The following is a 25,416-nucleotide window of genomic DNA, read 5'->3' as shown; positions in this document are numbered from 1 at the left end:
TTGGAACAATACCTTGTCCTTTTTAGCATGAACTTTATCCATAAAAAACAACTTGACCCGACTACACCAGTTGTTTTTTATCGATAAGAAGAGGACCTGAACACGAACTGAGTTTTTGACGACGCGGCTCGCACAAGCTGCGGCGGGGAGGGGAAATTTGCCTGAAACGGGAAACACCGGCACGACTGTCGGCGAGGCCGCGTTGCCGGCATCCAGGAAGTCAGAAGCCGTCCCCGGCCTTGCGCTTGGCCTGATGCTGCTGAGCGCTGGTCCGGTCGTCATCCTGGTGCTGCTGGTCGCCGTCCTCAGCTTTCTGTCACCCTATTTCCTGACAGGACGCAATCTCAGCAACATCCTCGCCCAGACGGCCGTCATCTCGGTTGTGGCGATGGGCCAGCATCTGGTCATCCTGACACGCGGCATCGATCTCTCCGTCGGCTCGAACCTTGCGCTGGCTTCCGTCGTTGGCGCGCTGAGCTTTCATGCTGGCGCCCCCGCCATCGTTGTGATCGCGGTGATGGTTGGCTGCGGTGCCGCGGTCGGCGCGATCAACGGGCTCTTCTATGTCTTCGGCCGACTGCCGCATCCTTTCATCATCACGCTGGCAACATTGAGCATCGCCAAGGGGTTGGCGCTGCAACTGGCCGATGGCCGCGCCATCCCTGGCATGCCGGATTCGATCGATGCGCTTGGCCGCGACGCGGTCTGGGGTCTGCCTGGATCGGTTTTCGTTGTTGCCGGCGTTGCCGCGGTGCTTTTCGTCATGGCTAAAACCATGGTCTGGGGGCGCTGGATTTATGCGGTTGGCGGCCGGCCCGACGCTGCGTTGCGCATGGGTATTCCCGTGTCCTGGGTCCTGGTTTCCGTCTATGTCATCTCAGGGCTGTGCGCCGGCATCGGTTCAGTCATCCTTGCCGGCCGCACCGACGCCGGTTCGCCGCTCTTCGGCAATCTGCTGGAACTGGATACGATCGCGGCGGTGATCATTGGCGGCGCCAGCTTTCTTGGTGGTCGCGGCCACCTCGGCCATGCCTTGATCGGCGCCATCATGATCGGCGTTATCCGCAACGCGCTCAACCTGCTCAACGTCAACGTCTTTTTCCAGCTCATCGTCATCGGCGTGGTCATCGTCATAGCGGTCGAGTCCGACGTGCTGCGCAATTACCTCGAAGGGCGTGTGCGTGTCATGCAAGCCGGGAGGCAGTCATGAGCGCTGCTGCGGCCAACGTCGATCATGCGGTCACCGCGGACAATCCCGTGCTGGCGGTACGCGGTGCGACCAAGCGTTTCGGTTCGGTTCTGGCTCTGGACGATGTCAGCATCGAGGTGCGGCGAGGCGAGATCGTCGGCCTGCTCGGCGACAATGGCGCGGGTAAATCGACGCTAACCAAATGCATCAGCGGGGTGCACCAACTCGATGCCGGCGCGATCTTTTTGGATGGTGCGCCAACGCAGATACGCTCCCCTGCGGATGCGCGCTTCGCCGGCATCGAGACCGTCTATCAGGACCTGGCGCTGTTCGACAATCTGACACCGGGACAGAACTTCTTTGCCGGCCGCGAGCTGGCTGGCCCGCAATGGCTTCCGCGCGGCCTGCGATTTCTGCAGCAGCGCCGAATGGACGCCGAGACCCGCGCTCTGTTGGTGAATCTCAAGGTCACGTTGCCGCGGCTGGATGCCGTCGTCGCCATGATGTCGGGTGGACAAAGACAAGCCATTGCCGTGGCCCGCTCGACCGTATTCGCCCGCAAGGTTGTCATTCTGGATGAGCCGACCGCCGCACTCGGCCTGCGTGAATCACGGCAGGTGCTCAATCTGGTTGCTGCGCTCCGCGACCAGGGCAATGCCGTCATCCTGATCACTCACAACATGGAACACGTCGTCGAACTCGCCGATCGCGCGGTGGTGCTTCGCCAGGGCCGCAGGGTCGGCGAACTGGTGCCGACCAAGGACAACAAACAGGAGCTGGTTTCCATGATCGTTGGAGCCTGACCCGTTCGAGATTTGGGGACCGTTCCGGTCCGCAAATGCCTGAAGCGTCTCCCGCAGGGAGGCGTCTCAATCCAAGGGAGGAAAACAATGCCAATGAACCGAAAACTGTTCGCAGGGCTGGCGATCGCCGTTGCGTTTTCTATGCCGGCTTCGGCCGCAGACAAGATCAAGATCGGCCTGATCACGAAATTCCCGGTGCCGTTCTACTCGACCATGGAGGACGCCGCCAAAAAATACGCGGCCGCTCATCCGGAGATCGAACTGGTCACCGGCCAGGGCCAGGCGGCCACCGACATTGAAGGCCAGATCGCTCTGATCGAATCCATGATCACGCAAGGCGTCAAAGGGCTTGCAATCACTCCGGTCGACCCGACGGTCGCGCCGGCGCTCGACAAGGCGGTGGCCGCCGGCATCAAGGTGGTTCTCGTCGACAACAGCATCCCCAACTGGAAAGGCCAGACGGCGTTGGTATCGACCAATAACCTCAATGGCGGCAAGATCGCCGGAGAATACCTGAAGACGGTGCTCAAGAGCGGTGACAAGATCGGTATTCTGCAAGGCGTTCCCGGGGTGCCGGCTCTGGATGACCGGGTCACGGGCATGATGGAGGGACTGGGTGAGGTAAAGGTCGAGGTCGTCGGCAAAGGTGCAACCAACTGCACGCTGGAACTTGGCACGTCAGTGACCGAAGACATTCTGACGGCCAATCCTGATCTCAAGGCAATCTACGCGGCCTGCGGCCCGCCGATCCCTGGAGCCGTCAAGTCGATCAGCAATGCAGGCATTGCCAACGACAACCTCATAGTGGTCGGCTTTGACGCCTGCTGCGGTGAGATCGAAGCGATCAAGTCAGGGGCGGAGGACGCCAGCGTAGCTCAATTTCCTGCAAAAATGGGCGAGCTTGGCATCGACACCGTCGTCAGGGCCATCCGTGGGGAACCCGTCGAGGCCAATGTGGATAGCGGCGCGGGAGTGGTGCGGCTGCATACCTTAATGGAGTTCTTTTTATCAACCCGCGGGCGGGGGTATTGCACCGCCGGACCACTTCCTGTTGCCGGACTCCAGCTTAGCAAGGGGGGAATTGCCGTCATGGATCCCACCATCAAAGTCGTGCGATGCTCGAGCCCGGCAGACTGGTGTTTGAGGAGCAGCAGGCACCAGACGCTCCGCCCGAAGGCTGGGCACTGGTCAATGTCGCCTTTGTCGGGATATGCGAAACCGACTACCACATCTTCGAGGGCAGGCATCCTTATCTCGCCTATCTGCGCATCATGGGCCATGAGGTTTCGGGAACAATCGCGGCAATCAACGCGCCCGTGGACCTGTCGGTCGGAGAGCAAATCCTCGTCAATCCCTATCTTGCCTGCGGACATTGTGCCGCCTGCCGCCAGGGCAAGCCTAACTGCTGCATGTCGATCGAGGTGCTTGGCGTGCACCGTGACGGTGCCATGAGTGAGCAGATTCTCGTGCCGGCGCAAAACTTGATTCCAGCGGCCGGCCTGTCACTGGTGGAGGCGGCCACGGTCGAGTTTCTGGCCATCGGTGCCCACGCAGTCCGCAGATGCATGGCGGGGCCGGGCATTCGCACCTTGGTTATCGGCGCCGGGCCGATCGGCCTCGGCACGGCGCTTTTTGCGCGAATCGCGCAACAGAACGTGACCGTCATGGACGTCGATACCGAGCGGCTGACCTTCGATCATCGAAACGATAGCGGCGCGAACTGCGGGAGCAGGTTTCGACGTCGTCTTCGACGCAACGGGAAACAGCCGTTCGATGCAGTCTGCCTTGCCTATGTTGCTCATGGCGGCGTCATGGTGATGGTCAGCGTCGTGCCGGACGACATAACTTTCTCCGATCCAGAGTTCCACAAACGGGAAATGATGCTGATCGGCAGTCGCAACGCGACTCGTAGCGATTTCCAGCACGTCATTGCCTCGATCCGCGCTGGAAAAATACCAATCGACCAGCTTGTCACCCACCGCACCACCCTGCGCGACAGCCCACGCGACATCGCAATCTGGGCGCAGCAGAAGTCCGGTCTGATCAAGGCCGTTATCGACGTAGGATCTGGCTGACTTCAGCAACACGATCAAGACATGTCATCGCAGCCCTGGTGCTGCATTGTGGGAGGGCGAGTTGCTCGGTGACGCCACGCTAAGCGTCGCGCTTGACACGGTATTCCGTGCGGTTTTCCTCAGATAACAATTGTCCCTGCCGAACTGGCTTGGCGTTTCGCTGATTACCGCGGGCGCAGTTTTCGTCGCATAAAGGTTGAAGCCGCGGAGCGACGATCTTTCCGGCAAAACGTGTTCCACGCAAATTCGCCGGGTATTCGCACCGCTTGAGTGTCCGACGTAGCTAGTCCACATCATGCGTGATGTTTGATGCGCGTCAGGAGAGTGATATGAGAACCACACTGGCGATTGATGACGACGTCCTGGTCGCGGCCAGGGCCATGGCCCGGCAGCAGGGTCGTAGCCTCGGCGAGGTCATTAGCGATCTCGCCCGGCGCTCGCTGCGCCGGCCTCAAGCTGGCGGCGAGCGCAACGGGATTCCTCTTCTGTCGCCTCGGCCGCATGCACCTCCTGTCACGCTTGAGACGGTCAACGCCTTGCGAAACGAACTGCCTTGACCTTCCTGCTCGGTGTCAATGTGCTGATCGCACTGATCGATCCTGGTCACGTCGCCTATGGCGACGCGCATGGCTGGTTCGAAGAGACGGGCAACGCGGCATGGGCTACTTGTCCGATCACCGAAAACGGCGTCCTGCGCATCGTCGGGAACCAAAGATATCCTAATTCTCCCGGCTCGCCCGCCATCGTTGCGCAAATCGTTACCAAGTTGCGGGCTCTGCACGGGCACAGCTTCTGGCCCGACGATGTGAGCCTGGTTGGCTCCGGCGACATCGATGCAGCGAAAATCCTGACTTCGGCACAGGTCACGGATACGTACCTTCTCGCGCTCGCCAAGGCGCGAGGCGGCCAACTTGCCAGCTTTGACCGCAAGCTGTCAGCGGCGCCCGTGAAGGGCGGGAAGTCTGCACTGCACCTAATTCACACAAGGTAGACCGCCGGGCTCTTCGGTGCAGTCTGCCTTTCGATCTTCTTGGCTTTGAATTGAGGCTTGCGCAACTTGTCGCGCTCAGCGCACTCCAGTGGATCGCGAGCGGCTATCTGGCCATAGTTTGCGGGGCATTCATCTTCTCCCTTGAGCGTCCGCGCTTGGACAGTTCGGCCTTGCCGCAATTGCCCTTTCAGCTGAATCGACTAGCGCGAAACGTTGCAAGCATGGGATGCGGATTGCCTGAGGCGATTTCTTTGGCAAGCAATTCGCCGACGATCAATCCAAGCGTGGCGCCGCTGTGGCTAAAGGCGACGTGAAGCCCGGCGACGGTCTCGACGGAGCCAAGCACTGGCTCGCCGTCGCCCGGGATGGGCTTCGGGCCAACTGCATAGGTAGCGAGTTGGAGCCGCCGATTGCCCTCGAGCACCGCACTAGCCTCGTCGAGCAGTCCTTTGACGGTCTTGTCGTGCACGGTGTAAGTTCCATCAGAGTTGACCACGACTTCTTCCTCCGACCACGCCGAATCCAAAACAAGTTCGCCATCCGGCGTCGGGCGCACCGCCACGCGCGGCGTATTCAGCACGGCACGGAGCTCGGTCTTGATCGGCTTGGTTTTCAAGAGGAGTGAAATCGGCGTGGCGTCGGGGACACGAACTCCGATCTCCGCAAGCATGGCAGGCGTCGCTGGCCCAACGGCAAGGACCACTGCATCCGCCTTTAACGGCACACCGTCGGCAGTGACGACGCCACGCGCGCGACCACCTGTGGCATCTATCCGCACGCGTCCGGCGTTCTGGACGAGCTTGCCGCCGCGGGAGCGGAACTCATTGAGCAGCAGATCGATCAGGCAGGGCAGGTCAACCCATCCTTCGCCAGGATTGAAGATGGCACCCTGCGGGGTGATTGCGCTGGCGTTGACACCGGGCGTCACTGCGCCGACTTCGGCAGGGCCGAGCAGAAGCGCGTCATAACCAATATCCTGCTCCAGCTGGCAGATGGAGGCGATCTGGTTCGTCCCATCATCCGCATCCCAGGTGAGGCCGCCGTCAAAGCGAAGCCACGACGCCGTTTCCGGCCTTGTGGCCGCCAGGGTCCGATAACGGTCGATGCCCGCAAGCCTCAAGCGGTGGTAAGCAGTGTCAGCACGTCGCGCTGAGTTCAGCCAGGAAAGTGAACGGCCGGATGCACCGTTGGCCGGCGCGCCGTCGTTGACAATGGTTACATCAAAGCCAAGACGAGCGAGGTGCAGCGCGGAAGAGATGCCGAAGATGCCAGCGCCGATGACGACGACTTGGCGCGGTTTTGGGGATGCAGTCATAGAAAAATCCTTCTACGCAGAAGCCGGGCTGGGAGTTGTTGGATGGCTGCAGAGCGCGGCGGAACTAGTAGTCCGTGAGCTTCTTCATGTAGCGCCGGCCCTCGAGCATCGGCTGGCCGCGCAGACCAGCCAGCGTATAGGCAAAACGCCATAGAGTGTCGAAGAAGACCAAGGGCACGAGATAGGGTTTGATGTGTTCGGACATACCGCTGAGGTCGAGTTCCGCTCCATCGAGCACCAGGATGTTTTCCCGGCTGCCGTGCTTGAAAAGGAAATCGCGAGCGCGTTCCGTAAGGTGCCTCGTCTCGTCCAAACCCATCAAGACCACGAAGCAAGTATCCCGGTCCACCACCTCGAACGGGCCGTGAAAGAACTCGTTGGCGTGTATGGCTTGCGAGTCGTACCACTGCATCTCCATCAACACGCAGATGGCGTAGGAATACGCCGCACCGTAGCTTGCACCGCTGGCCAGTGTGTAGATCGCTTTGCGCGGCGCGAAACGGGGTACGAAGGCCTTAAACCGGTCGGCATAGGTCCGGTGCGCACGTTCGATCGCCGGCTGAAGATGGCTCAGGCTCATCAGCAGATCGGCGGTCAGCCCGGCATCCTCCCGAGCATCGATTAGGCCGGCGAGCAACATGTAGAGCACGCCGTAGTTGCTGCGGGCTGCATCGATCGGTTTGCCCGTCGTGTAGGAGGCCTGGTAGGCGACTGCGTGGTCGACCGCCTGCGCGAGGGGCGATATCTGGTCGAGCGTCATGCCGATTGTCGTCGCGCCTTGATCCTTTGCATGATTGGCCGCTCGCACGGTCTCCTGGGTGGTGCCTGTCTGCGAGCAAAGGACGACGAGCGCGTCAGGTCCCAACCGTCGCGGATCTCGGCAGACGAACTCATCCGCGTTGTAGATATCGCAGGCGAATGTGCCGCTGTGACGGTCGACAAAGTATTTGCCTGCCATCATGATCGAGAGCGAGCCGCCGCACGCCACGAGGAATAGATGCGAAAACTGCCTGCCCGCCGTAGCGGCCAGGGCGCGTTCAACGTCGGCGGGGAGGGCGAAAATCATTAGGTTCCTCTTCTCGTTGACAGAGCTTGGGCCGGCGCACAATTGACAATGGCGGGCCATTGTGCGAACGTTATCACACCCTTTAAACTGAAAGTCCTGCGATGGTCAAGATTGCCGCGATGGGCGACAACGTGGTCGATTGTTATCTCGCTCGCGGCGAGATGTATCCTGGCGGAAATTGCCTCAATGTCTCGGTGTATGTCAGCCGCTTCGGCGGGCAGTCGGCCTATGTTGGGGCGATCGGCAAAGACCGGGCAGGGGACTTGATCCACGCCGCACTCAAGTCCGACCGCGTGGACATCACCCGATTGCGGCGCCTTGAAGGGCCGACCGCCTACTGCCTCATAGGTCACCGCAACGCCGATCGGATTTTCCTGGACTTCGATCTCGGAGTTTCGGTGTTCACGCCGACGCAAGAAGATCTGGATTTTCTCTCGGGTTTTCAGGCCGTCCACATCGGCCAGTCCAGCGGTTTGGACCCGTGGGTTGCCGCTGTATCAAGTAAGTCACTGTTGTCTTATGATTTTTCCACCCGCCGGGAACCGGGACACCGACGCGAGATTGGGCCCTATTGCTATCTGGCTTGTGTCTCGGGTGACGGTCTCGACGACAAGGAATTGGCCGCAATCGCAGCCGAATTGCTCGCATTTGGTTCAAGGTGGGTTCTTGTGACTCGCGGTCGGGCCGGCGCGGTGCTTCACGGCGACACCGTCTCTTACCGAACCCCGGCGCGGTTGGTCGAACCCGTCGACACCCTGGGCGCGGGCGACACCTTCATCGCAAGAACGCTATTCGGCCTGCTTAAGAAAGAGGCGCCTCAGGACATTCTTAGCCAAGCCGCGGAGGCGGCGGCTGCTACCTGCCGGTACTACGGGGCGATCGGCTATGCGGCAGCAATTGATCTAGGAAAGATCACGCCGGAGGTCCTCCGCGGAGCTCGGCGCATTCAAGACGAGAGAACCGTCTAGTTGGGGAATTCAACTGAGCAATTGACGCGAGAAATGGACAATGCTAGTCAAAGTGATAACGTTCTCATTCATCTAACCAACGCCATGAAAGAGCGTTTTGATGGATGGGTCGTCGAGTGGGACCGCAGGCCGACTTCGGCCAATCGTAAGAGGAGAAGACATGCAAACGAATTCGAGCAGGCGCCAATTTGTGAAATCCGGTCTGGCGCTGACGATCGCGCTGGTGACAGGACTTGGCACGTTGGCCGCATCAACGCAGGCAAAAGCGGCCGACAACCCCTACAACCTCATCGACCCGACGGTGATCAGCGTCGGAACCATGGGCGATGCGAAACCCTATGTCTTCACCGACGCCAACGGCAACTTCACCGGTTTCGACGCTGAACTCTTCCGCGACGTAGCGCGCCGGCTCGGGTTCAAGGAGGAGCAGGTCGTTTTCACCGGTCAGGAATTCTCGGCCCTGCTGCCCTCTGTCGCCAACGGTCGCTTCGACGTCGCTGTCGCCGCCATTGGCACGACCGCGGAGCGCAAGAAGACCGTGGATTTTGGCGACGGCTATCTCGCTGGCTACCTGTCGATCATTTCGCCTGATCCGGCTCTGACGAGCAATGAGAGCACCGCCGGAAAGCGCATTGGCGTGATCCAGGGGACGTTGCAGGAAATCTATGCCGAGAAGAATCTGAAGGGCGACATCGTCAAATTCCCGGACAACAACACTGCCGTGGCGGCGCTGAACAACGGGACGATCGATGGGCATTTCACTGACTATGAGTCGGCCAAGCAGTATGTGGAGCGCTATAAGAACCTGAAGATAACAATGAACGTGCCGTCCTTCGATGCGCCAGCCGGTTTCGTGGTCAAGAAGGGCAACGACGCCTTCCGAGAAGCGCTCAACAAGGCATTGCGAGAGGCCATGGACGATGGCACCTGGAAACGGCTTCACGAGAAATGGTTCCCGGGTACCCCGATGCCGGATCAATATCTGCCAAAGAAGTAAATTCGCGCGTATTCGTTAGCGTTTCCGGCCGGGCCCGTGAGCAACGGTGCCCGGCCGAGTTATAGATGGACTTGATATGAGCTGGTTCGACAACTTCGCCCGCAGCTTTCTTGATTTCCAGGCGATGGCAGAAGTTCTGCCGAACATGGTGATGGTCGGCCTCAAGAACACCCTGATCCTGGCCCTTGCCTCGACGTTTTTCGGGACGCTGATCGGTATCGTACTCGCCGTGATGGGGATTTCCGAGAACCGGCCGCTGAAACTCCTTGCCCGAGTCTACACCGATATCTTCCGCGGGCTTCCTGCCATCGTCACAATCCTAATCATTGGCCAAGGCTTCGCGCGATTGGGCCGAGATCTGTTCGGTCCATCGCCTTATCCGCTGGGCATTCTGGCGCTCAGCCTGATCGCCGGCGCCTATATCGGGGAGATTTTCCGCGCCGGCATTCAGAGCGTCGAGCGTGGTCAGATCGACGCCACCCGCACTCTCGGCATGACCTATGGCCAAGGCATGCGCTTGGTGGTGATCCCGCAAGGCATCCGCCGCGTCCTGCCCGCACTGGTCAACCAGTTCATCGGCAACGTAAAGGACTCCAGCCTGGTCTATTTCCTTGGTCTGCTCGCCTCCGAACGCGAACTGTTCCGCGTCGGCCAGGACCAAGCCGTGCTGACCGGCAACTTGTCGCCGCTGTTGCTGGCCGGCGTGTTCTATCTCGTGATCACGGTGCCGCTAACCCACCTCGTCAATTACATCGACGCGCGCATGCGCGTCGGCAAACGTATCACCGCTGTGCAAAGTGGCCTCAAGGAAGTCGCCGAGCTTGCCGAAGCGGGCGTGCCGGGCACAGCGACGTTGCCTGCAGCAGAGCCCACACGCTTCAAGGGTGGCGGTATTGAGGTCAAGAATATCGACATGGCCTATGGCGCCGTCCAGGTCCTCCATGACGTCAGTCTGAAAGTGGAGCCGGGGACCGTCACCTGCCTCATCGGTCCATCCGGCTCGGGCAAGTCGACCTTGCTGCGTTGCCTCAACCGCCTCGTAGAGTGTCGAGCCGGTGACATTCTGCTCGATGGCGAAAGCATCTACAAACAGACCCCTGACCAACTCCGGCGGCGCGTCGGCATGGTTTTCCAGCAGTTCAATCTGTTCCCCGACCGCAGCGCGCTCGCCAACATCACCTTGGCGCTTCGCAAAGTTAAACGCATGTCGCGCGAGGAGGCTGAGGGCGCGGCCTTGGCGAGGCTGAATGAAGTCGGACTGCTGGAGCGTAAGGACCATCGGCCGGCCAATCTCTCGGGCGGGCAACAGCAGCGGGTGGCCATCGCGCGCGCCCTGGCCCTCGAACCCGAGATTATGCTGTTCGACGAGGTCACCAGCGCGCTCGATCCGGAATTGGTCAAAGGCGTCCTGAACTTGATGGCCGATCTCGGTCGGGGCGGGATGACGATGGTGGTCGTAACACACGAGATGAATTTCGCCCGCAAGGTCGCGAACCAGGTCGTATTCATGGACGAGGGGCGAATTGTCGAGGCAGGCCGACCAGAGGACCTATTTGATAACCCGCAAAGCCCGCGTCTTGGGCGCTTTTTGTCCGAGGTGCTGTGATTGCAATGGTGTGCGCAACGGCGGCTGTTCCGGTGTTCGGCCTTGCGGGGCGGGCTTAACTGCCGCTAGGTCGCCGGCACAACGCGCGCATGGGCGGTAGGTTTGCCGAGTGACTCAAAGATTACCCAAAAACGCAACTATCATAGAGGTCGCTCGCCGGGCCGGGGTGAGTTCCGCCACGGCCGGGCGTGTTCTTGGTGACTACGGCTACAGCAGCCCCGAGGTTCAGGAGAAGGTGCGGGCCGCAGCAGCTGAGCTGGGCTACCGCCCCAATCGCCTTGCCAAAGGTCTGATCACCGGTAAAACGCAGACTATCGGCGTTGTGGTTGGCGACATCGAAAGCCCATTCTACGCCAGCGTGCTGCGCGGAATAGGGGATGTCGCGCGCCGTGGCGGCTTCGGGGTTATCGTTACGAACAGTGATGAAAATGCCGAACTCGAGCAAGAGGCGGTGCAACTGCTGCTGGAAAAGCAGGTCGACGGTTTAATTGTCTCATCGACCTTCGTGGACGAGCCGGATCATCTTCGTGAAGCAGTCGCGGCTCGCTGTCCCGTCGTGCAGTTCGACCGCATGGTGGCGGGCCTGGAAACCGATTCAGTCGTGGTCGACAACGTTTCTGTAACGCATAGCAGCATCGCGGCGATGATAGCGGCCGGACACAGCCGCATCGGAATATTGGCGGAACTCGGGCCGGGCCAACGCGACGATGTTGGCTCGTTTGTGGCAAACGTTGATCTCTCCAGCGCTGATCTTCGCTACCATCATCCAAGCTGGCAGAGACTATTGGGTTATCTCGAAGCCCATCGCGCCGCGGGCATTACGCCGGATCCGCAGTTGATCCGTCGCGTGGCGGTCTATTCTAGCGAGGCAGCCCGCAAGGAGGCGCTCGATCTGCTGACAATGCGCAATGCACCGTCCGCTCTGTTTACGGCCGATGGTGTGATGTCGACAGGGGTTCTGGAGGCCATTTCCGCATTGAAGCTTGCGATTCCAGGAGACGTTTCGCTGCTCTGCTTCGACGATCTCGACTGGATGCAGTTCGTGACCCAGGGTATCACAGCCATCGCGCAGCCGGCACATTTGATTGGAGCGGCGGCAGCGGAGCTTCTCTTGAAGAGGTTGGCGGAGGCCACGTTACCTTTCGAGCACCGTGTCCTTGCGGCCCGCTTGGTGGAGCGCAATTCAATTGCAGTTCATCTCAACCGCGAGGCCGTCTGACCCGGCCGCAACGGTCTATGGCTGGGGCAGTCTCTAAGGGGCTCTGAGAAACGCACCGCGGCCGAGACGCGAGACTACAACCGTCATCACCGGCCCCGCTGCATCAGCGTTGCCACGACGGCTTTAGCCAAGCGGCTCGCATCACCGCAATGATCATCTCTGAGTTGGCAATGCATCCTAAAATAGATGTCTACGCTGCGTCCCTACCCCGATATGGCCAGCCAGAAGGGGCTGCGCGGGGCTGGGCCATAGCCGGTTTTCCGATCCTTGGCTCGAACCGGGGCGTGGCTGACGGAACTCTTAGTTTAGATAAGGCTTATGTACAAATGTCGCTCCATTGGTTTTCACCGTCGATTCCCGTAAAGACCGGCCGTCCCGGCGTCATCTACCAATGCAGCAACGTCGAAGGGCCGCTGAGCAGCTCCTGAAGTGGAGCAAGCGCGGCCCTAAGTGGCATAGCGCGGTGCAACTCTGCATGGATGCAATGATCGATCAGGTGAAGCCCGATGTGGTTCGCAGAGCGTTCCTTGAGGCCGCCAAAGAGGAGGGAAAGCTACTGCCGCCGTAGCTCTTGTCTCCGAAGGAAGCTCATTCCATATCAGGCGCGTCGCGGCTGACGAACAATGTCGTCGGCTCGCCGTATTCGCCTAATGCAGGGTTAGCATCGCGCGACCACGGCAATGACGCCAGCGTGTTTCGCCGCCAAGCCTCTCGCAGCCCATACCGCCCGGTCCTCGGTCTGGGAGGCTTCGGCCTGTGAATCGGCGTGCAAAATCGGCGTCGAATTTTGCACGCCGATTCACAAGTGTTGCCGTCGGGTCATGATGATCTCCCTTCGCACACTTTGCTTTGCTCGGCACGAGCTGGGTTGCGTTCCGCTCAGCCCAACCGTCGACCGCCTCGAGCCGCATACCGCTGTCGTCGAGACGTCAGGCGTCCCGCGCACGACCAGCCCTCCGTGAATGTCGTCTCGAACTGTTCCGGCGACGGAACGACCGTCTTCATTTTGGTGTCCATGCGCTGGCGTTCAAAGAGATATAGCCGCTACCTGAGATACTCGCTGTCGAATCCGGCTGTTTCGACCAGCTTCTTGCGGTTGATCACCTCTACATGGCCTGACTTGAAAGAGACGAGATCGGCCTTGCGCAGCTCCCTTAACGTTCGGTTGACGTGAACCGTGGTCATTCCGAGGATGTCGGCCAGTTCATGCTGGGCAAGAGGACACTCATATCTTCCATCAACCGACAGCTCAACCATGGAGAGCCTCTCTTCCAACTCCAGCAGGAAATGGGCGGTACGCCTCATCGCGTTCCGTCGCCCGGTATTTGTCAGATGTTCGGCAAGGATGGCGTTCAGGCGCGCCAGCGAACAGGCGATCTTCTTCCCGATTCGGCCGTCCGACAGGATGGCCTCGACCAGTTCCTTACTGGAAATTTCATAAACAGCTAGTTCGGTTATGGACGCCAGCGACGCAAGACGGGGTCCGTCCAAGCCACGGAAACCGACGACATCCCCTTTGAGGGGAGTGTCTATGATCTGCCGCTCTCCGTCCGGCAGTGCCTGATAAAGTATGCCCCAGCCCGATTTTACAATGAATATCTCACTGTTGTCGTCCTCCTGCCGGCATATCACCGAATGGGGTTTATAGATTTTTGCGGTAACACCGAGAAAATTGTTGTTCCCCCACTCATTCTTCGACAACGTCCCCCTATGGGATGAGAGCACATGAACTGCAATAGTGTCTGCATGGAGAATCGCAAGTTTGCTTCTGTTTCCACACGACTGACAATAGTATCTCCCGGATAAATCGACAGAACGACCTCTTACCCTAGGGGCGGGTTTGCCTACTGTCCTCGTCTGTTTGGTAAACTGCGTTTAACTTAGGGTGTACAAGGGCGGTTAAGTCTCCGGGTTAAGGTCCGGCAACAGGCTCCGAACCGCCAATCACCTTGCCGCGCAGTAGTACGGCTTGGTTGTGGGATCGGGGGATCGGCGAACGCATGCACATGGTCGAGATGAGCGAAACTTACCTGGATCGTCTGCCGGCCGAACTGTCGGGGGGGTCAGAAGCAGCGCGTTTGCGCCCGGGCGTTGGCCGCCGATCCGGAACTCATCATCTGCGACGAAATCACGTCCGCGCTCGACCAGATTGTGCAAGAGGAAATCCTCAAGCTCTTAATGCGGCTTCAGCGCGAACTCGGCATGAGCTGCATTTTCATCACCCATGACATTGCCACCGTGCGGGCGATCGCCGACGAAATTGGGGTGCACCAAGGTAAAGTCGTTGAGCGGGCATTAAAGAGCGAAATTCTCACGCCGCCGCACGGCCCCTATACCGAGCGGCTTTTATCCTCCGTGCCGGAAATGGATCCGAACTGGCTCACAAGGCTGCTGGCCAGCCGGAGGATGTGATCGTCGGGCGGAGCGTTGCGTGTCTTCCATATCGCCACGCCTTACAGCCTCGCGGTCGGCCTTCGGAACAATGCCAGAAATTTTGATGGTTCTCGCCCACGAAAAAGCCATCACGGCAGCAGGGACGAACTTGCGCTTTTGCGCATATTGATCTCTATCAGCAGCGATACCCAGCGCGCTCCTGCATCGGCTCGACGGCCGCAACCACCAGCTCAATGACGACTTGGCCGAGGTTGCCGCCGGTGTCCGCGCTTTGCTATAAAATCCCCCTATGTCACGAGAATGAGTATCAATCCGCCGCGCGAGTTGATGTCCTGGCGTCGTTCCGGGCACCCGTGCGCCAAATTCGGTCAGACGCCAGGCGCCGAAACGGGCGGGTCCACAGGCAAAGAGGGCAGGGCACTCGGCAAAGCTGCGCTCTATGGCAAACGGATAGCGGGCATTGCCCTTCAATGCGGGGATAGCGCCCCTTTGCCGTCGTTCGGTTTTCTGAGAGCATGATTGAGTACGTGCGATCCGGAGCCGATATTCCATGCCGACAAGAATCGATGCTAGTGAAGCGCGCCGGTGGTTTGCCGAAGATCTGCGTGTCTCATCACCTGTCTTGCACAACCCTGCGGTCATCGAGGCCTTCGCAAAGGTTCCGCGCGAACACTACCTTGGCAACGGGCCTTGGCGTATCCATTCGAGATTGCAAATCGGGGCGGTCCATACCAGCCCTTCAGCCGCACTTCATGAGATTTACCACGACGTTCTGGTCTTGCTTGACGAAAAACGCGGACTGAACAGCGGCTTGCCGTCGCTTTGGGCATTGGTTTTCGACCATCTGAACATCACTCCCGGCCAGACTGTCCTTCAGGTGGGCGCCGGTGTCGGCTATTTCACCGCCATCCTCGCTGAACTAACGGGTTCTGAAGGACGCGTGATTGCATATGAGATCGACGAAGAACTGGCTCGGCGTGCGCAAAGCAATCTTGCTCATTATGCCCATGTAGAAGTGATATCAGGTGATGCAACGCAGGCAGTTGATCTGCCAAACCTCGATGTCGTGGTCGCTTTTGCCGGCGTGACGCACGTGCCGGAACGGTGGCTTTCAAATTTGTCCGACGCTGGCCGGATGGCACTGCCGTTCACAGGTGAGGACCGACGAGGTTTCATGATGCTTCTGGAAAGGGTCGGCGATACGTTTCCCGTACGGTCACTTGTGCCATGCGGGTTTTACCCCTGCAGCGGAGCTAGGCGCAGTGACGAAGAAAAGGCCTTGATGGCCGCCCTCAAGGCTGCCCGAGGCAAGGTCACCCGTCTCGCGCAATATCATCCAGGCCGACCAGCAAATGGCCTCGAGAACGCTTGGCTGGTGACCGACACATACTGGATTTCGAAAGCCTAGCGATCGATATCAATCACGCGTGTCGCCGTCGTAGGGTGTGGCACGCATTGAAGGGCGTTCCACGAAGGATCTATACCATCGTGTCAGTCGTGGCCTTCCCTGCAAGAAGTCGGGCAGTCCCCGGAATTCCAGCCAGCTTAGACAAGTGGCGAGCGCGATGTGGCCGACATGGAGCGGTGCGTCGAATTCGACCTCGCGTTCCACGAAGTTATAGGATTCGATGAGCTTCATCGTCATGCCTGCGCCCAAGGCAGGATAACGCAGATGTTCAGGGCGGCGCTCGTTTTCCCAGCGGATGGAAATGCCTGCGTCGCACATGCCGCCGGCGAGCGCCTGGAGGCGCAAGGCGGACCATTTTGCTCGCCCTGTTTCGGGGATGAGCCGAGGACTGCTTTCGAGACTGTCGAGATAGCTGCAGATTACGCTCGAATCGAAGATCGCATAGCCGTCGTCGAGAACGAGAGCGGGCACCTTGCCAAGCGGATTGATCGCAAACACATCATCGTTGCGATTGATGGGGCTCGTCTCGTGATGAATGACGCGCAGACGTCCGGCAAGCCCGGCCTCGTGGGCAAAGACCAGAACCTTGCGCGCGTAGGGGGAGTGGGTCTGGTAGATGAGCTTCATGGACCCGTTCTGCGTTGAGTCTGAAGCGTGGGCATCTCGAGCAGTCCGCGGCCCAGCCGCTCTTTTGTTCAATGGTCCGGGGTTTGGCGCCATCGTCATGCGTCCTTCTCCAGTTCGGCCTCGGTCACGATGATCAGCACCCGGCTCGATTCGTCGAGCGCAAGCTCCCGCGATGGGCCGGAAGTCGCGACGGCGGTGGCGAGGCCGGCGAGGCCGGCCGCACCCGACGGGGTTGTGCCTGGACCGTTTGCCTCGCGAAGTCGGCTCTTCGCGTCGGCAAGCGCCGCTTCGGACACGGTTATGACCCGAGCGTTGCCTTGGCGGAGTACGTCGAGCGCCGATGCGGCTGCTTCGCCACAGGCGAGCATGTCTGCCGACGTCTTGAGATCGCCGGATATCCGCACGGACCGTGCTTGCGACAGCCCGGCCGCGACGCAGGCTGCGGCCTCTGGTTCTACTACGACGATCATGGCTGGAGGCATCAACCAGTCCTTCAGCCCAGTCGTCAGGGCGGCGGCAAGTCCGCCGACACCGGCCTGCACGAAGAGGTGGGTTGGCCTCAGATGGCCGATCTCGTTGACCTGGCGACGAATTTCCGCAGCAAGCACGCCATAGCCAGCGACGACATCTGCTACAGCTAGGTCGTCCGGGTCGCTAGAGGTGTCGGCCACCAGAATGCCTTCTCCGGCCCGGGCCGCCGCGGAGGCCCGATCGACGGCATCGTCGTAGGTGCCGTCGACCCACACGATTTCGGCGCCTTGTGATTCGATACGCCTGACCCGCGCCGCAGGAACGCCCGTGTGGAGGTATATTTTTGCCGTCCCACCGGCAAACTTCGCCGCCGCGGCAACGGCAAGTCCGTGATTGCCGGCGCTGGCCGTGATTAACGCCGGCAACGGCGTCCTGGCCCGCTCTGGATCGAGCAATTCGTCGATATCCATCCCGGTAGCCCGGGCCAGAGCACACAGACCAGCATAAGTGCCGCCGAGGGACTTGAAGCTGCCCAGGGCACGGTGTCCCTCGTTCTTGGCAAGCACCTGGGCCACATCCAGGCTCGCAGCGAGGTTTGGCAGGTCGAGCAACGGTGTCGGTGCATAAAATGGCGACAGGCGCTGTAACAGCGCCGCGATCTGATCAGGGTCAAGGCCCGGCTGTGTGTCTATGGCCATGAGGCGAAGTTCTATCCCGGAAACCACGCCGGTTGGCGCCTATTATCGTTGCTCGCCTGCCTGATTTCGTCATACATGCCTGTCCTCATGACGAAAACTGCCGTCCTCGATCGCTTCGACTATGTGCTGCTGTCGCTGGTTCAGCGCGACAACCAGATCCCGGCGCGGCGTCTCGCCGAGCAGGTCGGGCTTTCCCAGAGCGCGGTTCTGCGCCGCCTGCTCCGGCTGCGGAAGGATGGCGTGATCGCAGCAGACATTGCCGTCGTTCGCCCGGGGGCCGTGGGCCTGCCGCTAACCATCCATGTGCTCGTTTCCCTGGAACGGGAGAGCGCTGTCGAGTTGGACGCCTTCATCGGCAAGCTTCGCGGGCGCTCGGAGGTTCGTCAGGCTTGGTATGTCACCGGTGAAACCGATTTCGTGCTCCTCCTGCAATTGCCAGGGATGGAGGCGTACGATGTCTTCACGCGGGAAGTCTTCCACGCCGATTCGAACGTGAAGGCGTTTCGCACCATCGTGACGATGAGAGAAGTGATCGGCGCAGCCGATGCGCAGCCGCTATCCACTGCCTGAGTTTGTGGCGTGGCCCCAGCAAGGTCATTGCCCTTTTGACCCGTAATATCAGTCAAGGGCGCGAACCAGGTTGAAGGTCGATATACGCGTTCCCGTATCTACTCACCCGCCCCACCGCGAATGTCTGCACCTGGCCCAAATTAGTTCCGCCAGTGCGTAGAAAGAGACTCTAGTACGACGGGTACATCGCATGGCAATTTGTGATAGCAACGCTGATCGCGTCTGGTGCCGGTCGGTGGGCGGTTGCGGCTCGTTCCGGCATAGTGATCGTCGCGGCAGCGAGCGGCATGAATTTCGGAAGGGATATGAGAGCCAACATTTCAGGATCTCCCGGTGACGAGGCGCACTCTACGCGGACCAGAATCAAAGAGGTCGCGGCCGAGTTCTATGTCCTACGCGGCCACGATGGTTTCAGCTTCGGCGATATAGCGACGGCAATCGGCACGACGCGCGCCAACATCCATCATCACTTCGGCAACAAGCGTCAGCTGATGGAGGAATTGATCGCAGACTTCGCCGCCAACGCCGAGGCCCGCATCAAGCGCTTCTGGACGACCCCCGATATCCGGTTCTTCGACCGTCTCGATATGCAGCTCGAGGATCTGCGCCGTTTCTACGAACGTTTCAATGCTGAGAAGGGAGCCCGCAATATGTGGAGCCCGCTTTCGCGCCTTCGCCACGACCTCCCGGTTCTCGGCGAACCAGCGGAACGTGCCCTGGAGCGCGTCAACCGGGTCTATGATCAGAGCCTGCGTCATGCGGTAGACCAGGCGGTGAAGGACGGAGAGCTTTCCTCCCACACACTCAGCGACGAGCTCGTGCACATGCTGCGCATTACCCTTCTGTCCTGTCCACCAATGACGCAGGACACCGGAAGCTTCGACGAGGTCGCCAGGACCTTCGCAGCGCTCGCCGCGATCATCCGCGCCGCTTGGCATGATGCGGGGAAGGGCTCGGGTCGAGGCTAGACATCCAGTGGATCAAAGCGAGGGTGAGTTGACAGCCTTTGGCTTTCAAGTTACTTACTTGCAGGTAAGTCAGCCCATGATGGCGACGAGGCGCGTATTAGGGAGGATCACGTGCTGCGCGATGACGCATTCACTCGTTTCGAGGTCAGCCCCTTCACTGGAGCGCTCGGTGCAGAAATTCGTGGGATCGATCTGGCGAGCGCGAGCGAGGATGCCTTCCAGGACGTTCGCCGCGCGCTCTACAAGTATCATGCGCTCGCCGTGCGCGATCAGGAGCTTGACGCCGCCGGCGTCCACAAGGTCGCCCGCCGGTTCGGACCATTTAGCGGCAATCCGGTGCACACGCCGATCGACGGCTTTAACGATATCGTGCGCTTCGTGCGCGAGCCGGACGACACGGGCAAGGTGATCGGCGAGGACTGGCACATGGACCTCGCCTGGCTACCGAAGCCGCCGGGCATTACGATCCTCTACGGTGAGGAGGTGCCGCCGGTTGGCGGCGACACCTGCTTCTCCAGCCTCGAGAAGGCATATGACTCGCTTTCGCCGCGGCTGGTCGAGATCCTGCAAGGCCTGACGGGCGTCCATAGCGGCCGCGGGGTCTTCGCCATCAACGCGGCCCACAGCCGGCTCGGCGTCAAGGCCGATGTCGAGGCGATCGAGAATGCCGTCGTCGAGCATCCTGTGATCTGTCGCCACCCCGAGACTGGCCGGCGCTATGTCTTCGTCAGCAGCGTGATGACCAATTTCAAGGGGATGACGGAGGAAGAAAGCAAGCCGATGATCGACTTCCTGATGGCGCGGGCTGTCCGGCCCGAGTTCAACTGCAGGCTGCGTTGGGAACCGAAGACGCTCGGTATGTGGAACAATCCCCATGTCCTGCACACCGCCATCAACGATTATCCCGGATATCGCCGGGTGATGTACAGGACAACGGTGGAGGGCACCGTTCCACTTGCCGCCAGGGACGGCTGACGCGCAACCGCTCAGGGAGGAGCAATGGCATTTGGTTCCGAGGCATCCGTCGGCCACAGGGGGGAGGGGACGGCGGAAGCGGCTGGCGAGACCAAGAGGCGGCGCTTCGCGTTTTCGCCTGCCTACCTCTATGCGACGCCCGTACACCTCCTGGTGCTTGGGATCATCGTGCTCCCCGCCATCTTCGTCCTGTGGCTGAGTTTCGAAGCCTCGTCATTCGGCCAATCGGCAACCTTCGTTGGGTTCGATAACTACATCCGCGTCCTCACCGATCCCTATTTTTGGTGTTCGGTCTGGAACACCGTCCTCGTCGTCGCCGTGGCGGTTCACATCGAACTGCTGCTCGGCCTTGGCCTGGCCCTGCTTTTCGCTTCCGGGCTTCCCCTCCAGCGCGTCATGCTCGTCGTGGTGCTCGCTCCCTACGCCATCAGCGAGGTGACGGCGGTCGCAATGTGGCGCTTCCTGTTCGATCCGGACGTCGGCCCAATCACGCTAATGCTGCGATACACCGGTCTGCCGACGCTCGACTGGACGTTCATCCCTTCCCACGGCCTCGTCCTCGTCGGCCTGCTCACGATCTGGCTGCACCTGCCATTCACATTCATCATCCTCTATGCGGCACGACTCGCGGTTCCGAAGGAGCTCTACGAGGCTGGGCGCACCGACGGGGCCAATGCGTTCCAGCTCTTCCGCAACATCACGCTGCCGCTCCTGGCGCCAGCGATGCTCATCGCGCTGCTCTTCCGCTACATCTTCGCCTTCCGCCTCTTTTCCGAGGTCTGGCTCCTGACCCAGGGCGGCCCGGCACGCACGACCGAGGTCGTTTCCGTTTATCTTTATCAGGAAGGCTTCCGCTACAACTCGTTCGGCACGGCGGCCGCGACGGCGTGGATGATGGTCGTCATCTCGCTGCTGCTTGCGACTGGCTATGTATGGCGGCTGCGCAAGGAATCCCTGGCCAATGCGTTCTAGGCGTCTCGCCATCGGTGCCGGAAAGATGCTCGCTGTTGCGGCAATCGTCGTCTGGTCACTGTTTCCGATCGGCTTCATCGTGCTCTCGTCGTTCAAACCCGGTCGCGAGATTTTCGCGGTTCCACCGGAGCTCTTCTTCGAACCGACCTTGGAGCACTACGCCTCGCTGTGGCAGCGCTGGCCGGCCTTTTTCGACGGGCTCGTCAACAGCCTGATCATCACCACCGGGGCGACGGCGCTTGCCGTCATGGCAAGTATGCTCGCCGGTTTTGCCTACTCACGCTATCGGGGCGTCCGTTTCCTGGAAGGATCGGTGATGTTTCTGATCGGATCGCGGCTGATCCCGCCGATCGTCGTGACGCTGCCACTGTTCCCGGTCGTCAATCGGCTCGGGCTCAACGACACCCATCTGGTGCTGATCCTGCTCTACGCGACGTTCTTTGTCTCGCTCGGCACGCTCTTGATGCGCACGTTCATCGATCAGGTACCGCGCGAACTCGACGAGGCGGCTGTCCTCGATGGCGCGCGGCCGCTGACGATCCTTGTCAAGATCATCTTGCCGCTCGTAGCGCCCGGCATGCTCGCCGTCGCCGTCTTCGTAGTCGTCTTCGCGTGGAACGAGTTTCTGTTCGCCTATATCTTCACCGCCAACCACGCCAAGACCGCGCCTCTGGTCCTTTCGGAGATGATCAGTTCGATCGACGGCGTCGACTGGGGCGTGCTCTTTGCGGCCTCTACCGTCCAATTGCTGCCGGTTCTCGTCTTCGTGGTCCTGATGAACCGGTTTCTGGTCGCCGGATTGACCGCCGGCGCGACCAAGGGGTGACGACGTCACCGAGAAAGGGAGGAAGACAATGCCTTTGCACATGACACGCAGAGCCCTGCTGACGACCGCGATGGCCGCCGGCGCGACGGGCGCATTGGGTCGGTTGGCCCATGCCCAGGTAAAGACGCTGAACGTGCTTTGCCATCGCGTCCACCAAGCCAACCTGACGACCGGCGCCGCCGGCAATGTCATCAAGCCCTGGGAGGACAAGAACCACGCCCAGATCTCCTGGACTACGCTTGACAGCAATCCGCTCCAGGACCGGTTATTCCGGGAGGCGAGCCTGAGCGAGACCGATTTCAACGTCGGCTATGTCATCGACAACCGCATGACGTCGCAGATCGCCTCGCTGTTCGAGCCGCTCGACGACCTCAAGAAAGCCGAGCCGATCGACGATTTCGACGATATCGCCGAGGGCCTGCGCCAATCGATGACCGTCGGCGGCAAGCTCGTCGGCATCCCCGTGCGCCATGCCACGCAGGGGCTTTTCTACAACGAGGAGCTGCTTCAGGAGGCCGGCATTTCGGCGCCACCGAACACATTGGAGGAGCTGGTCGAGCAGGCGAAGAAGCTGACCTTCACCTCCAAGTCTGGTACGCCGGCCGTCGGCATGATCCTTGCGAGCGACCTCGCCGTCTTCCCGGTCATGTTCGCCCGCGCGTTCGGCGGTGATTTCATCGACAAGCAGTTCAAGGTGGTTCCCGATCCGGAGGCGATGGAAAAGGGCCTGTCCGTGCTCGCCGACCTCTTCAAGGCCGGGGCGCTTCCCCGCAGCTACGCCACAACGCGCAACGACGACATGGCGACGTGGATGCAGCAGGGACGCGCTGCCTTCGCGGTGCTGCCTTTCGCCCGCTACGCGCAGCTCAACAGCAAGGAACAGTCGACTGCGCCGGGAAAGATCAAGCCGATCGAGTTTCCCGGCTCCAAGACCCTCGGCACCGGTCAGGAAATGCACCCAGTCGTCGAATCCTGGGCAATGGCCATTCCCGCCAATTCGGCGGACAAGAGGCTCTCCTGGAGCTACATCCGCTTCGTAGCGAGCAAGGCCGCCACACTCGACATGGCGCGCAACGGCAATGGCCCCGTCCGCGCTTCGACCTATGCCGAGCCGTCGTTCGCCGGGGCGCTGCCACAGGCGACGGTCGAGGCAGCCGCCCTTGCCAAGGCGCGACCGGCCTTTCCGGCTTTTCCCGAAGCCGCTCGCGCTCAGTCGACGTTTCTCGAGGAGGTTCAGCTCGCCGTCCTCGGTCGCAAGAGCCCGAAGGAAGCGGTCGCCGCCATTGTCGATCGCGTCAAGCCGCTAATGCCAGCTTGATCGTATGGACTGACGTGGCCATGTCGCCTGCTACTTGCCAGGCGACCAACCGGCGAGGATCAGCGCGGTCGTAAAGTCGTCGTCGGGTGAGGCGGTGTTCCATGGACCTGAGTTCGATCGCGCGAGCTCAGGACTGCTTAGCAGTGCGCTGGCGGCAGACAGCAGGTTCAGCGCGCCGCCACCGATATCCCACCACGCGGCCTAGGCGCCTGGGCGATCGCGTGATGCAGGCCTTACGGCGAGGCCACGCCTTGGCGCACGAGGATCATCAGCGACTCCAGCCGCGCGACGTCCTCTGGGCGAAAAAAGCTTGACGACATCATATTCGGATGCGTTTACTTCGTCCGTAACTAGGATATAAATTCCATTACTATGGAACAGAGCGAAGGGAACCAAGATGAAGCGTTTCTTGCAAATCGTCGCTTCACTCGCCGCGCTTATGCTGCCGGCGACAGGCGCTGCCTGGGCCGAGCCCGCTAGAGGTGGAGTGATTGATGTGGCGACCATTGGGGAGCCGCCGACACTGGATCCGATGGCCTCGACCGCCGATCTGGTTGGCATTGTCACGCAGCACATCTACGAGACGCTCTATACCTTCGACAAGGACTGGGGCATCACGCCGCTGTTGGCCGCCGAAATGCCACAGATTTCACCGGATGGCCGTACCTACACCATCGCGCTCAGAACCGGCGTTAAGTTCCACGACGGCAGCGATATGAATTCGGCCGACGTGGTCGCTTCGCTGCAGCGTTGGATGAAGATTGCCACGCGCGGCAAGCAGGCAGCCGAAGTCATCGCCACGGTCGACGCCGTTGACGACCACACCGTCAAGCTCACCCTGAAAAAGCCGTTCGCGCCACTTCTGTCGCTGCTCTCACTCAACAATGCGGCCGCAATCATCATCCCGTCCGAAAACGTGGGACAGGAGCCGCTGACCAGCTTCGTCGGTACCGGCCCCTATATGTTGAAGGAACGCAAGCCGGACCAGTACATCCAGCTTGCCCGGTTCGACGGCTACAAGTCGCGCGACGGCGAACCCAACGGCTATGGTGGCGCCAGAAAACAGTATCTCGACGAAATCCGTTTCGTGCCGGTTCCCGATGCGAACACGCGCGTCGAAGGCGCTGTCTCCGGCCAGTTCGCCTATGTTGACTCGCTGCCGGTCGAGTCCTTTGACAAGATCTCGGGTGGCAAGACCCAGCCGGTCATCTTGAAGCCGTTCGGTTGGCCGGTATTCGTCCTCAATACCAAGCAGGGGCTGAATTCCGACATTCGCATCCGCAAGGCGATACAAGCAGCGCTGGCGCCGAACGACATGCTGCTCGCCGCATTCGGATCGAAGGAGTTCTTCGCAGCCGACGGCGACATGTATCCCGAAGGCTTTGCCTGGCACACGGACGCCGGCACCGAGCCCTACAAGCCCGATGGCGACACTGAGGCGGCTGCGGCGCTGCTGAAGGAAGCCGGCTATGACGGCAAGCCTTTGCGCATCCTCACCAGCCGCCAATACGAGTTCCACTACAAGCTGGCGCAGGTCGCGGCCGAGTATCTGAAAGCCGCCGGCTTCCAGGTCCAGCTCGACGTGGTCGAATGGGCGACGCTGACCAAGAACCGCACCGACCCGGCGCTGTGGGACATCTACATTAGCCACAGTCCGTTCCTGCCCGAGCCGTCGCTGACCGGCATAATGTCGGACTCCTCTCCGGGTTGGTGGGTTTCGGATCGCAAGCACCAGGTGCTTGAGGCGTTCAACGCCGAAGCCGATCCGGCCAAGCGCGTCGCGCTGTTCGCAGATGTCCAGAAGGCGATCTACGACGAGGTTCCAGCGTTCAAGGTCGGCGACTTCAACGCCTTGGCCGCCCAGGCCCCCAAGCTGAAAGCCGTGACGCCGGCGCCATGGCCCTATTTCTGGAACGCTTATCTGGAAGGCAACTGAGACGGTCCTGCTTTCCGCCTCCAC

General features: G+C 60.6%; 23 protein-coding genes and 2 pseudogenes. 20 read left to right on the top strand and 5 right to left on the bottom strand.

Annotation, left to right across the window (positions count from 1 at the left end):
• Positions 1-157: 157 nt before the first annotated feature.
• The 6 genes and pseudogenes from NKH43_RS05000 (at position 158) to NKH43_RS04975 (ending at position 5,058) form a co-directional block, all read left to right on the top strand.
• Entirely contained in the window at positions 158-1,210 is a 1,053-nt protein-coding gene (locus tag NKH43_RS05000) for an ABC transporter permease (RefSeq protein WP_352484917.1), read from the top strand.
• Positions 1,207-1,992: an ATP-binding cassette domain-containing protein gene (locus NKH43_RS04995; protein WP_023718514.1), complete on the top strand. Its 786-nt coding sequence runs from the start codon at positions 1,207-1,209 to the stop codon at positions 1,990-1,992. Before NKH43_RS05000 ends, NKH43_RS04995 begins: the two co-directional genes overlap by 4 nt.
• An 87-nt stretch (positions 1,993-2,079) precedes the next feature.
• Positions 2,080-2,919 (top strand): annotated as a pseudogene (locus NKH43_RS04990) (sugar ABC transporter substrate-binding protein); the annotation flags it as partial.
• A 188-nt stretch (positions 2,920-3,107) separates the two neighbouring features.
• Positions 3,108-4,067 (top strand): annotated as a pseudogene (locus tag NKH43_RS04985) (zinc-binding alcohol dehydrogenase family protein).
• A 329-nt stretch (positions 4,068-4,396) separates the two neighbouring features.
• Positions 4,397-4,624: a ribbon-helix-helix domain-containing protein gene (locus NKH43_RS04980; protein ID WP_023718512.1), complete on the top strand. Its 228-nt coding sequence runs from the start codon at positions 4,397-4,399 to the stop codon at positions 4,622-4,624.
• Positions 4,621-5,058, top strand: a complete 438-nt coding sequence (locus tag NKH43_RS04975; RefSeq protein ID WP_352483673.1) for a TA system VapC family ribonuclease toxin — start codon at positions 4,621-4,623, stop codon at positions 5,056-5,058. Before NKH43_RS04980 ends, NKH43_RS04975 begins: the two co-directional genes overlap by 4 nt.
• A 187-nt stretch (positions 5,059-5,245) precedes the next feature.
• Here the strand turns inward: NKH43_RS04975 and NKH43_RS04970 are convergent, their stop codons facing one another.
• Together NKH43_RS04970 and NKH43_RS04965 are read right to left on the bottom strand one after the other, a co-directional pair.
• Complete coding sequence (locus NKH43_RS04970; RefSeq protein ID WP_352483672.1) at positions 5,246-6,373, bottom strand: NAD(P)/FAD-dependent oxidoreductase; 1,128 nt, start codon at positions 6,371-6,373, stop codon at positions 5,246-5,248.
• 64 nt (positions 6,374-6,437) lie between these two features.
• Positions 6,438-7,439, bottom strand: a complete 1,002-nt coding sequence (locus NKH43_RS04965) for an SIS domain-containing protein (protein WP_023718509.1) — start codon at positions 7,437-7,439, stop codon at positions 6,438-6,440.
• A 101-nt stretch (positions 7,440-7,540) separates the two neighbouring features.
• Here NKH43_RS04965 and NKH43_RS04960 point away from each other — a divergent pair, with 101 nt between their 5' ends.
• From NKH43_RS04960 to NKH43_RS04940, 5 genes are all read left to right on the top strand, one after another.
• Entirely contained in the window at positions 7,541-8,407 is an 867-nt protein-coding gene (locus NKH43_RS04960; protein WP_023718508.1) for a PfkB family carbohydrate kinase, read from the top strand.
• 160 nt (positions 8,408-8,567) lie between these two features.
• A complete protein-coding gene (locus NKH43_RS04955) occupies positions 8,568-9,404 on the top strand; it encodes an ABC transporter substrate-binding protein (RefSeq protein WP_352483671.1) in 837 nt (278 codons plus the stop codon).
• Between the two features lie 76 nt (positions 9,405-9,480).
• A complete protein-coding gene (locus NKH43_RS04950) occupies positions 9,481-11,010 on the top strand; it encodes an amino acid ABC transporter permease/ATP-binding protein (RefSeq protein WP_023718506.1) in 1,530 nt (509 codons plus the stop codon).
• A gap of 109 nt (positions 11,011-11,119) precedes the next feature.
• Positions 11,120-12,229 (top strand): LacI family DNA-binding transcriptional regulator, encoded by a 1,110-nt coding sequence (locus tag NKH43_RS04945; protein ID WP_023718505.1) that lies wholly within the window; start codon positions 11,120-11,122, stop codon positions 12,227-12,229.
• A 391-nt stretch (positions 12,230-12,620) separates the two neighbouring features.
• Entirely contained in the window at positions 12,621-12,797 is a 177-nt protein-coding gene (locus tag NKH43_RS04940; RefSeq protein WP_023718504.1) for a DUF982 domain-containing protein, read from the top strand.
• A 476-nt stretch (positions 12,798-13,273) separates the two neighbouring features.
• On the opposite strand, the gene NKH43_RS04935 is transcribed toward NKH43_RS04940, so the two are convergent.
• Positions 13,274-13,930 carry a Crp/Fnr family transcriptional regulator gene (locus NKH43_RS04935; protein ID WP_352483670.1) on the bottom strand — a complete coding sequence of 219 codons (657 nt, stop codon included), beginning with the start codon at positions 13,928-13,930 and terminating at the stop codon, positions 13,274-13,276.
• 390 nt (positions 13,931-14,320) lie between these two features.
• On the opposite strand from NKH43_RS04935, the gene NKH43_RS04930 reads away from it, so the two are divergent.
• Both NKH43_RS04930 and NKH43_RS04925 read left to right on the top strand, forming a co-directional pair.
• Positions 14,321-14,641, top strand: a complete 321-nt coding sequence (locus NKH43_RS04930; RefSeq protein ID WP_023718503.1) for an ABC transporter ATP-binding protein — start codon at positions 14,321-14,323, stop codon at positions 14,639-14,641.
• A gap of 532 nt (positions 14,642-15,173) precedes the next feature.
• Positions 15,174-16,031: a protein-L-isoaspartate O-methyltransferase family protein gene (locus tag NKH43_RS04925; protein ID WP_352496637.1), complete on the top strand. Its 858-nt coding sequence runs from the start codon at positions 15,174-15,176 to the stop codon at positions 16,029-16,031.
• A 9-nt stretch (positions 16,032-16,040) separates the two neighbouring features.
• Here NKH43_RS04925 and NKH43_RS04920 read toward each other — a convergent pair whose 3' ends face one another.
• A complete protein-coding gene (locus NKH43_RS04920) occupies positions 16,041-16,658 on the bottom strand; it encodes a glutathione S-transferase family protein (RefSeq protein WP_352483668.1) in 618 nt (205 codons plus the stop codon).
• A gap of 95 nt (positions 16,659-16,753) precedes the next feature.
• Positions 16,754-17,827, bottom strand: coding sequence for a pyridoxal-phosphate dependent enzyme (locus NKH43_RS04915; protein WP_031193821.1), 1,074 nt, complete (start codon positions 17,825-17,827; stop codon positions 16,754-16,756).
• An 87-nt stretch (positions 17,828-17,914) separates the two neighbouring features.
• Here NKH43_RS04915 and NKH43_RS04910 point away from each other — a divergent pair, with 87 nt between their 5' ends.
• The 7 genes from NKH43_RS04910 to NKH43_RS04880 all read left to right on the top strand — a co-directional run bounded on the left by NKH43_RS04910 (position 17,915) and on the right by NKH43_RS04880 (position 25,392).
• On the top strand, positions 17,915-18,397 hold the full coding sequence (locus NKH43_RS04910; RefSeq protein WP_352856838.1) for an Lrp/AsnC family transcriptional regulator: 483 nt from the start codon (positions 17,915-17,917) through the stop codon (positions 18,395-18,397).
• 305 nt (positions 18,398-18,702) lie between these two features.
• Complete coding sequence (locus NKH43_RS04905) at positions 18,703-19,365, top strand: TetR/AcrR family transcriptional regulator (protein WP_198030474.1); 663 nt, start codon at positions 18,703-18,705, stop codon at positions 19,363-19,365.
• Between the two features lie 111 nt (positions 19,366-19,476).
• Positions 19,477-20,340: a TauD/TfdA dioxygenase family protein gene (locus NKH43_RS04900; protein WP_023718497.1), complete on the top strand. Its 864-nt coding sequence runs from the start codon at positions 19,477-19,479 to the stop codon at positions 20,338-20,340.
• 24 nt (positions 20,341-20,364) lie between these two features.
• Complete coding sequence (locus NKH43_RS04895) at positions 20,365-21,312, top strand: carbohydrate ABC transporter permease (RefSeq protein WP_023718496.1); 948 nt, start codon at positions 20,365-20,367, stop codon at positions 21,310-21,312.
• Positions 21,302-22,138, top strand: a complete 837-nt coding sequence (locus tag NKH43_RS04890; RefSeq protein ID WP_023718495.1) for a carbohydrate ABC transporter permease — start codon at positions 21,302-21,304, stop codon at positions 22,136-22,138. The genes NKH43_RS04895 and NKH43_RS04890 overlap by 11 nt, the downstream gene beginning before the upstream one ends.
• Positions 22,139-22,166: 28 nt before the next feature.
• A complete protein-coding gene (locus tag NKH43_RS04885; protein WP_352856836.1) occupies positions 22,167-23,456 on the top strand; it encodes an ABC transporter substrate-binding protein in 1,290 nt (429 codons plus the stop codon).
• Positions 23,457-23,853: 397 nt separating this feature from the next.
• Positions 23,854-25,392 (top strand): ABC transporter substrate-binding protein, encoded by a 1,539-nt coding sequence (locus NKH43_RS04880; protein WP_023718492.1) that lies wholly within the window; start codon positions 23,854-23,856, stop codon positions 25,390-25,392.
• Positions 25,393-25,416: the final 24 nt, after the last annotated feature.

The organism is Mesorhizobium sp. M1163, from assembly GCF_040318415.1.
Taxonomy (GTDB): domain Bacteria; phylum Pseudomonadota; class Alphaproteobacteria; order Rhizobiales; family Rhizobiaceae; genus Mesorhizobium.
The sequence above is the reverse complement of the archived record's forward strand: the minus strand, read 5'-3'. Positions and strand labels throughout refer to the sequence as shown.

Excerpts from the sequence above, each read along its gene's own strand:
- NKH43_RS04980 (WP_023718512.1), top strand. The coding sequence starts at position 4,397 with ATGAGAACCACACTGGCGATTGATGACGACGTCCTGGTCGCGGCCAGG.
- NKH43_RS04915 (WP_031193821.1), bottom strand. The coding sequence starts at position 17,827 with ATGGCCATAGACACACAGCCGGGCCTTGACCCTGATCAGATCGCGGCG.
- NKH43_RS04940 (WP_023718504.1), top strand. The coding sequence starts at position 12,621 with ATGCAGCAACGTCGAAGGGCCGCTGAGCAGCTCCTGAAGTGGAGCAAG.
- NKH43_RS04895 (WP_023718496.1), top strand. The coding sequence starts at position 20,365 with ATGGCATTTGGTTCCGAGGCATCCGTCGGCCACAGGGGGGAGGGGACG.
- NKH43_RS04890 (WP_023718495.1), top strand. The coding sequence starts at position 21,302 with ATGCGTTCTAGGCGTCTCGCCATCGGTGCCGGAAAGATGCTCGCTGTT.
- NKH43_RS04955 (WP_352483671.1), top strand. The coding sequence starts at position 8,568 with ATGCAAACGAATTCGAGCAGGCGCCAATTTGTGAAATCCGGTCTGGCG.
- NKH43_RS04880 (WP_023718492.1), top strand. The coding sequence starts at position 23,854 with ATGAAGCGTTTCTTGCAAATCGTCGCTTCACTCGCCGCGCTTATGCTG.
- NKH43_RS04910 (WP_352856838.1), top strand. The coding sequence starts at position 17,915 with ATGACGAAAACTGCCGTCCTCGATCGCTTCGACTATGTGCTGCTGTCG.
- NKH43_RS04920 (WP_352483668.1), bottom strand. The coding sequence starts at position 16,658 with ATGAAGCTCATCTACCAGACCCACTCCCCCTACGCGCGCAAGGTTCTG.
- NKH43_RS04885 (WP_352856836.1), top strand. The coding sequence starts at position 22,167 with ATGCCTTTGCACATGACACGCAGAGCCCTGCTGACGACCGCGATGGCC.
- NKH43_RS04995 (WP_023718514.1), top strand. The coding sequence starts at position 1,207 with ATGAGCGCTGCTGCGGCCAACGTCGATCATGCGGTCACCGCGGACAAT.
- NKH43_RS04965 (WP_023718509.1), bottom strand. The coding sequence starts at position 7,439 with ATGATTTTCGCCCTCCCCGCCGACGTTGAACGCGCCCTGGCCGCTACG.
- NKH43_RS04925 (WP_352496637.1), top strand. The coding sequence starts at position 15,174 with ATGCCGACAAGAATCGATGCTAGTGAAGCGCGCCGGTGGTTTGCCGAA.
- NKH43_RS04905 (WP_198030474.1), top strand. The coding sequence starts at position 18,703 with ATGAGAGCCAACATTTCAGGATCTCCCGGTGACGAGGCGCACTCTACG.
- NKH43_RS04960 (WP_023718508.1), top strand. The coding sequence starts at position 7,541 with ATGGTCAAGATTGCCGCGATGGGCGACAACGTGGTCGATTGTTATCTC.
- NKH43_RS04950 (WP_023718506.1), top strand. The coding sequence starts at position 9,481 with ATGAGCTGGTTCGACAACTTCGCCCGCAGCTTTCTTGATTTCCAGGCG.
- NKH43_RS04970 (WP_352483672.1), bottom strand. The coding sequence starts at position 6,373 with ATGACTGCATCCCCAAAACCGCGCCAAGTCGTCGTCATCGGCGCTGGC.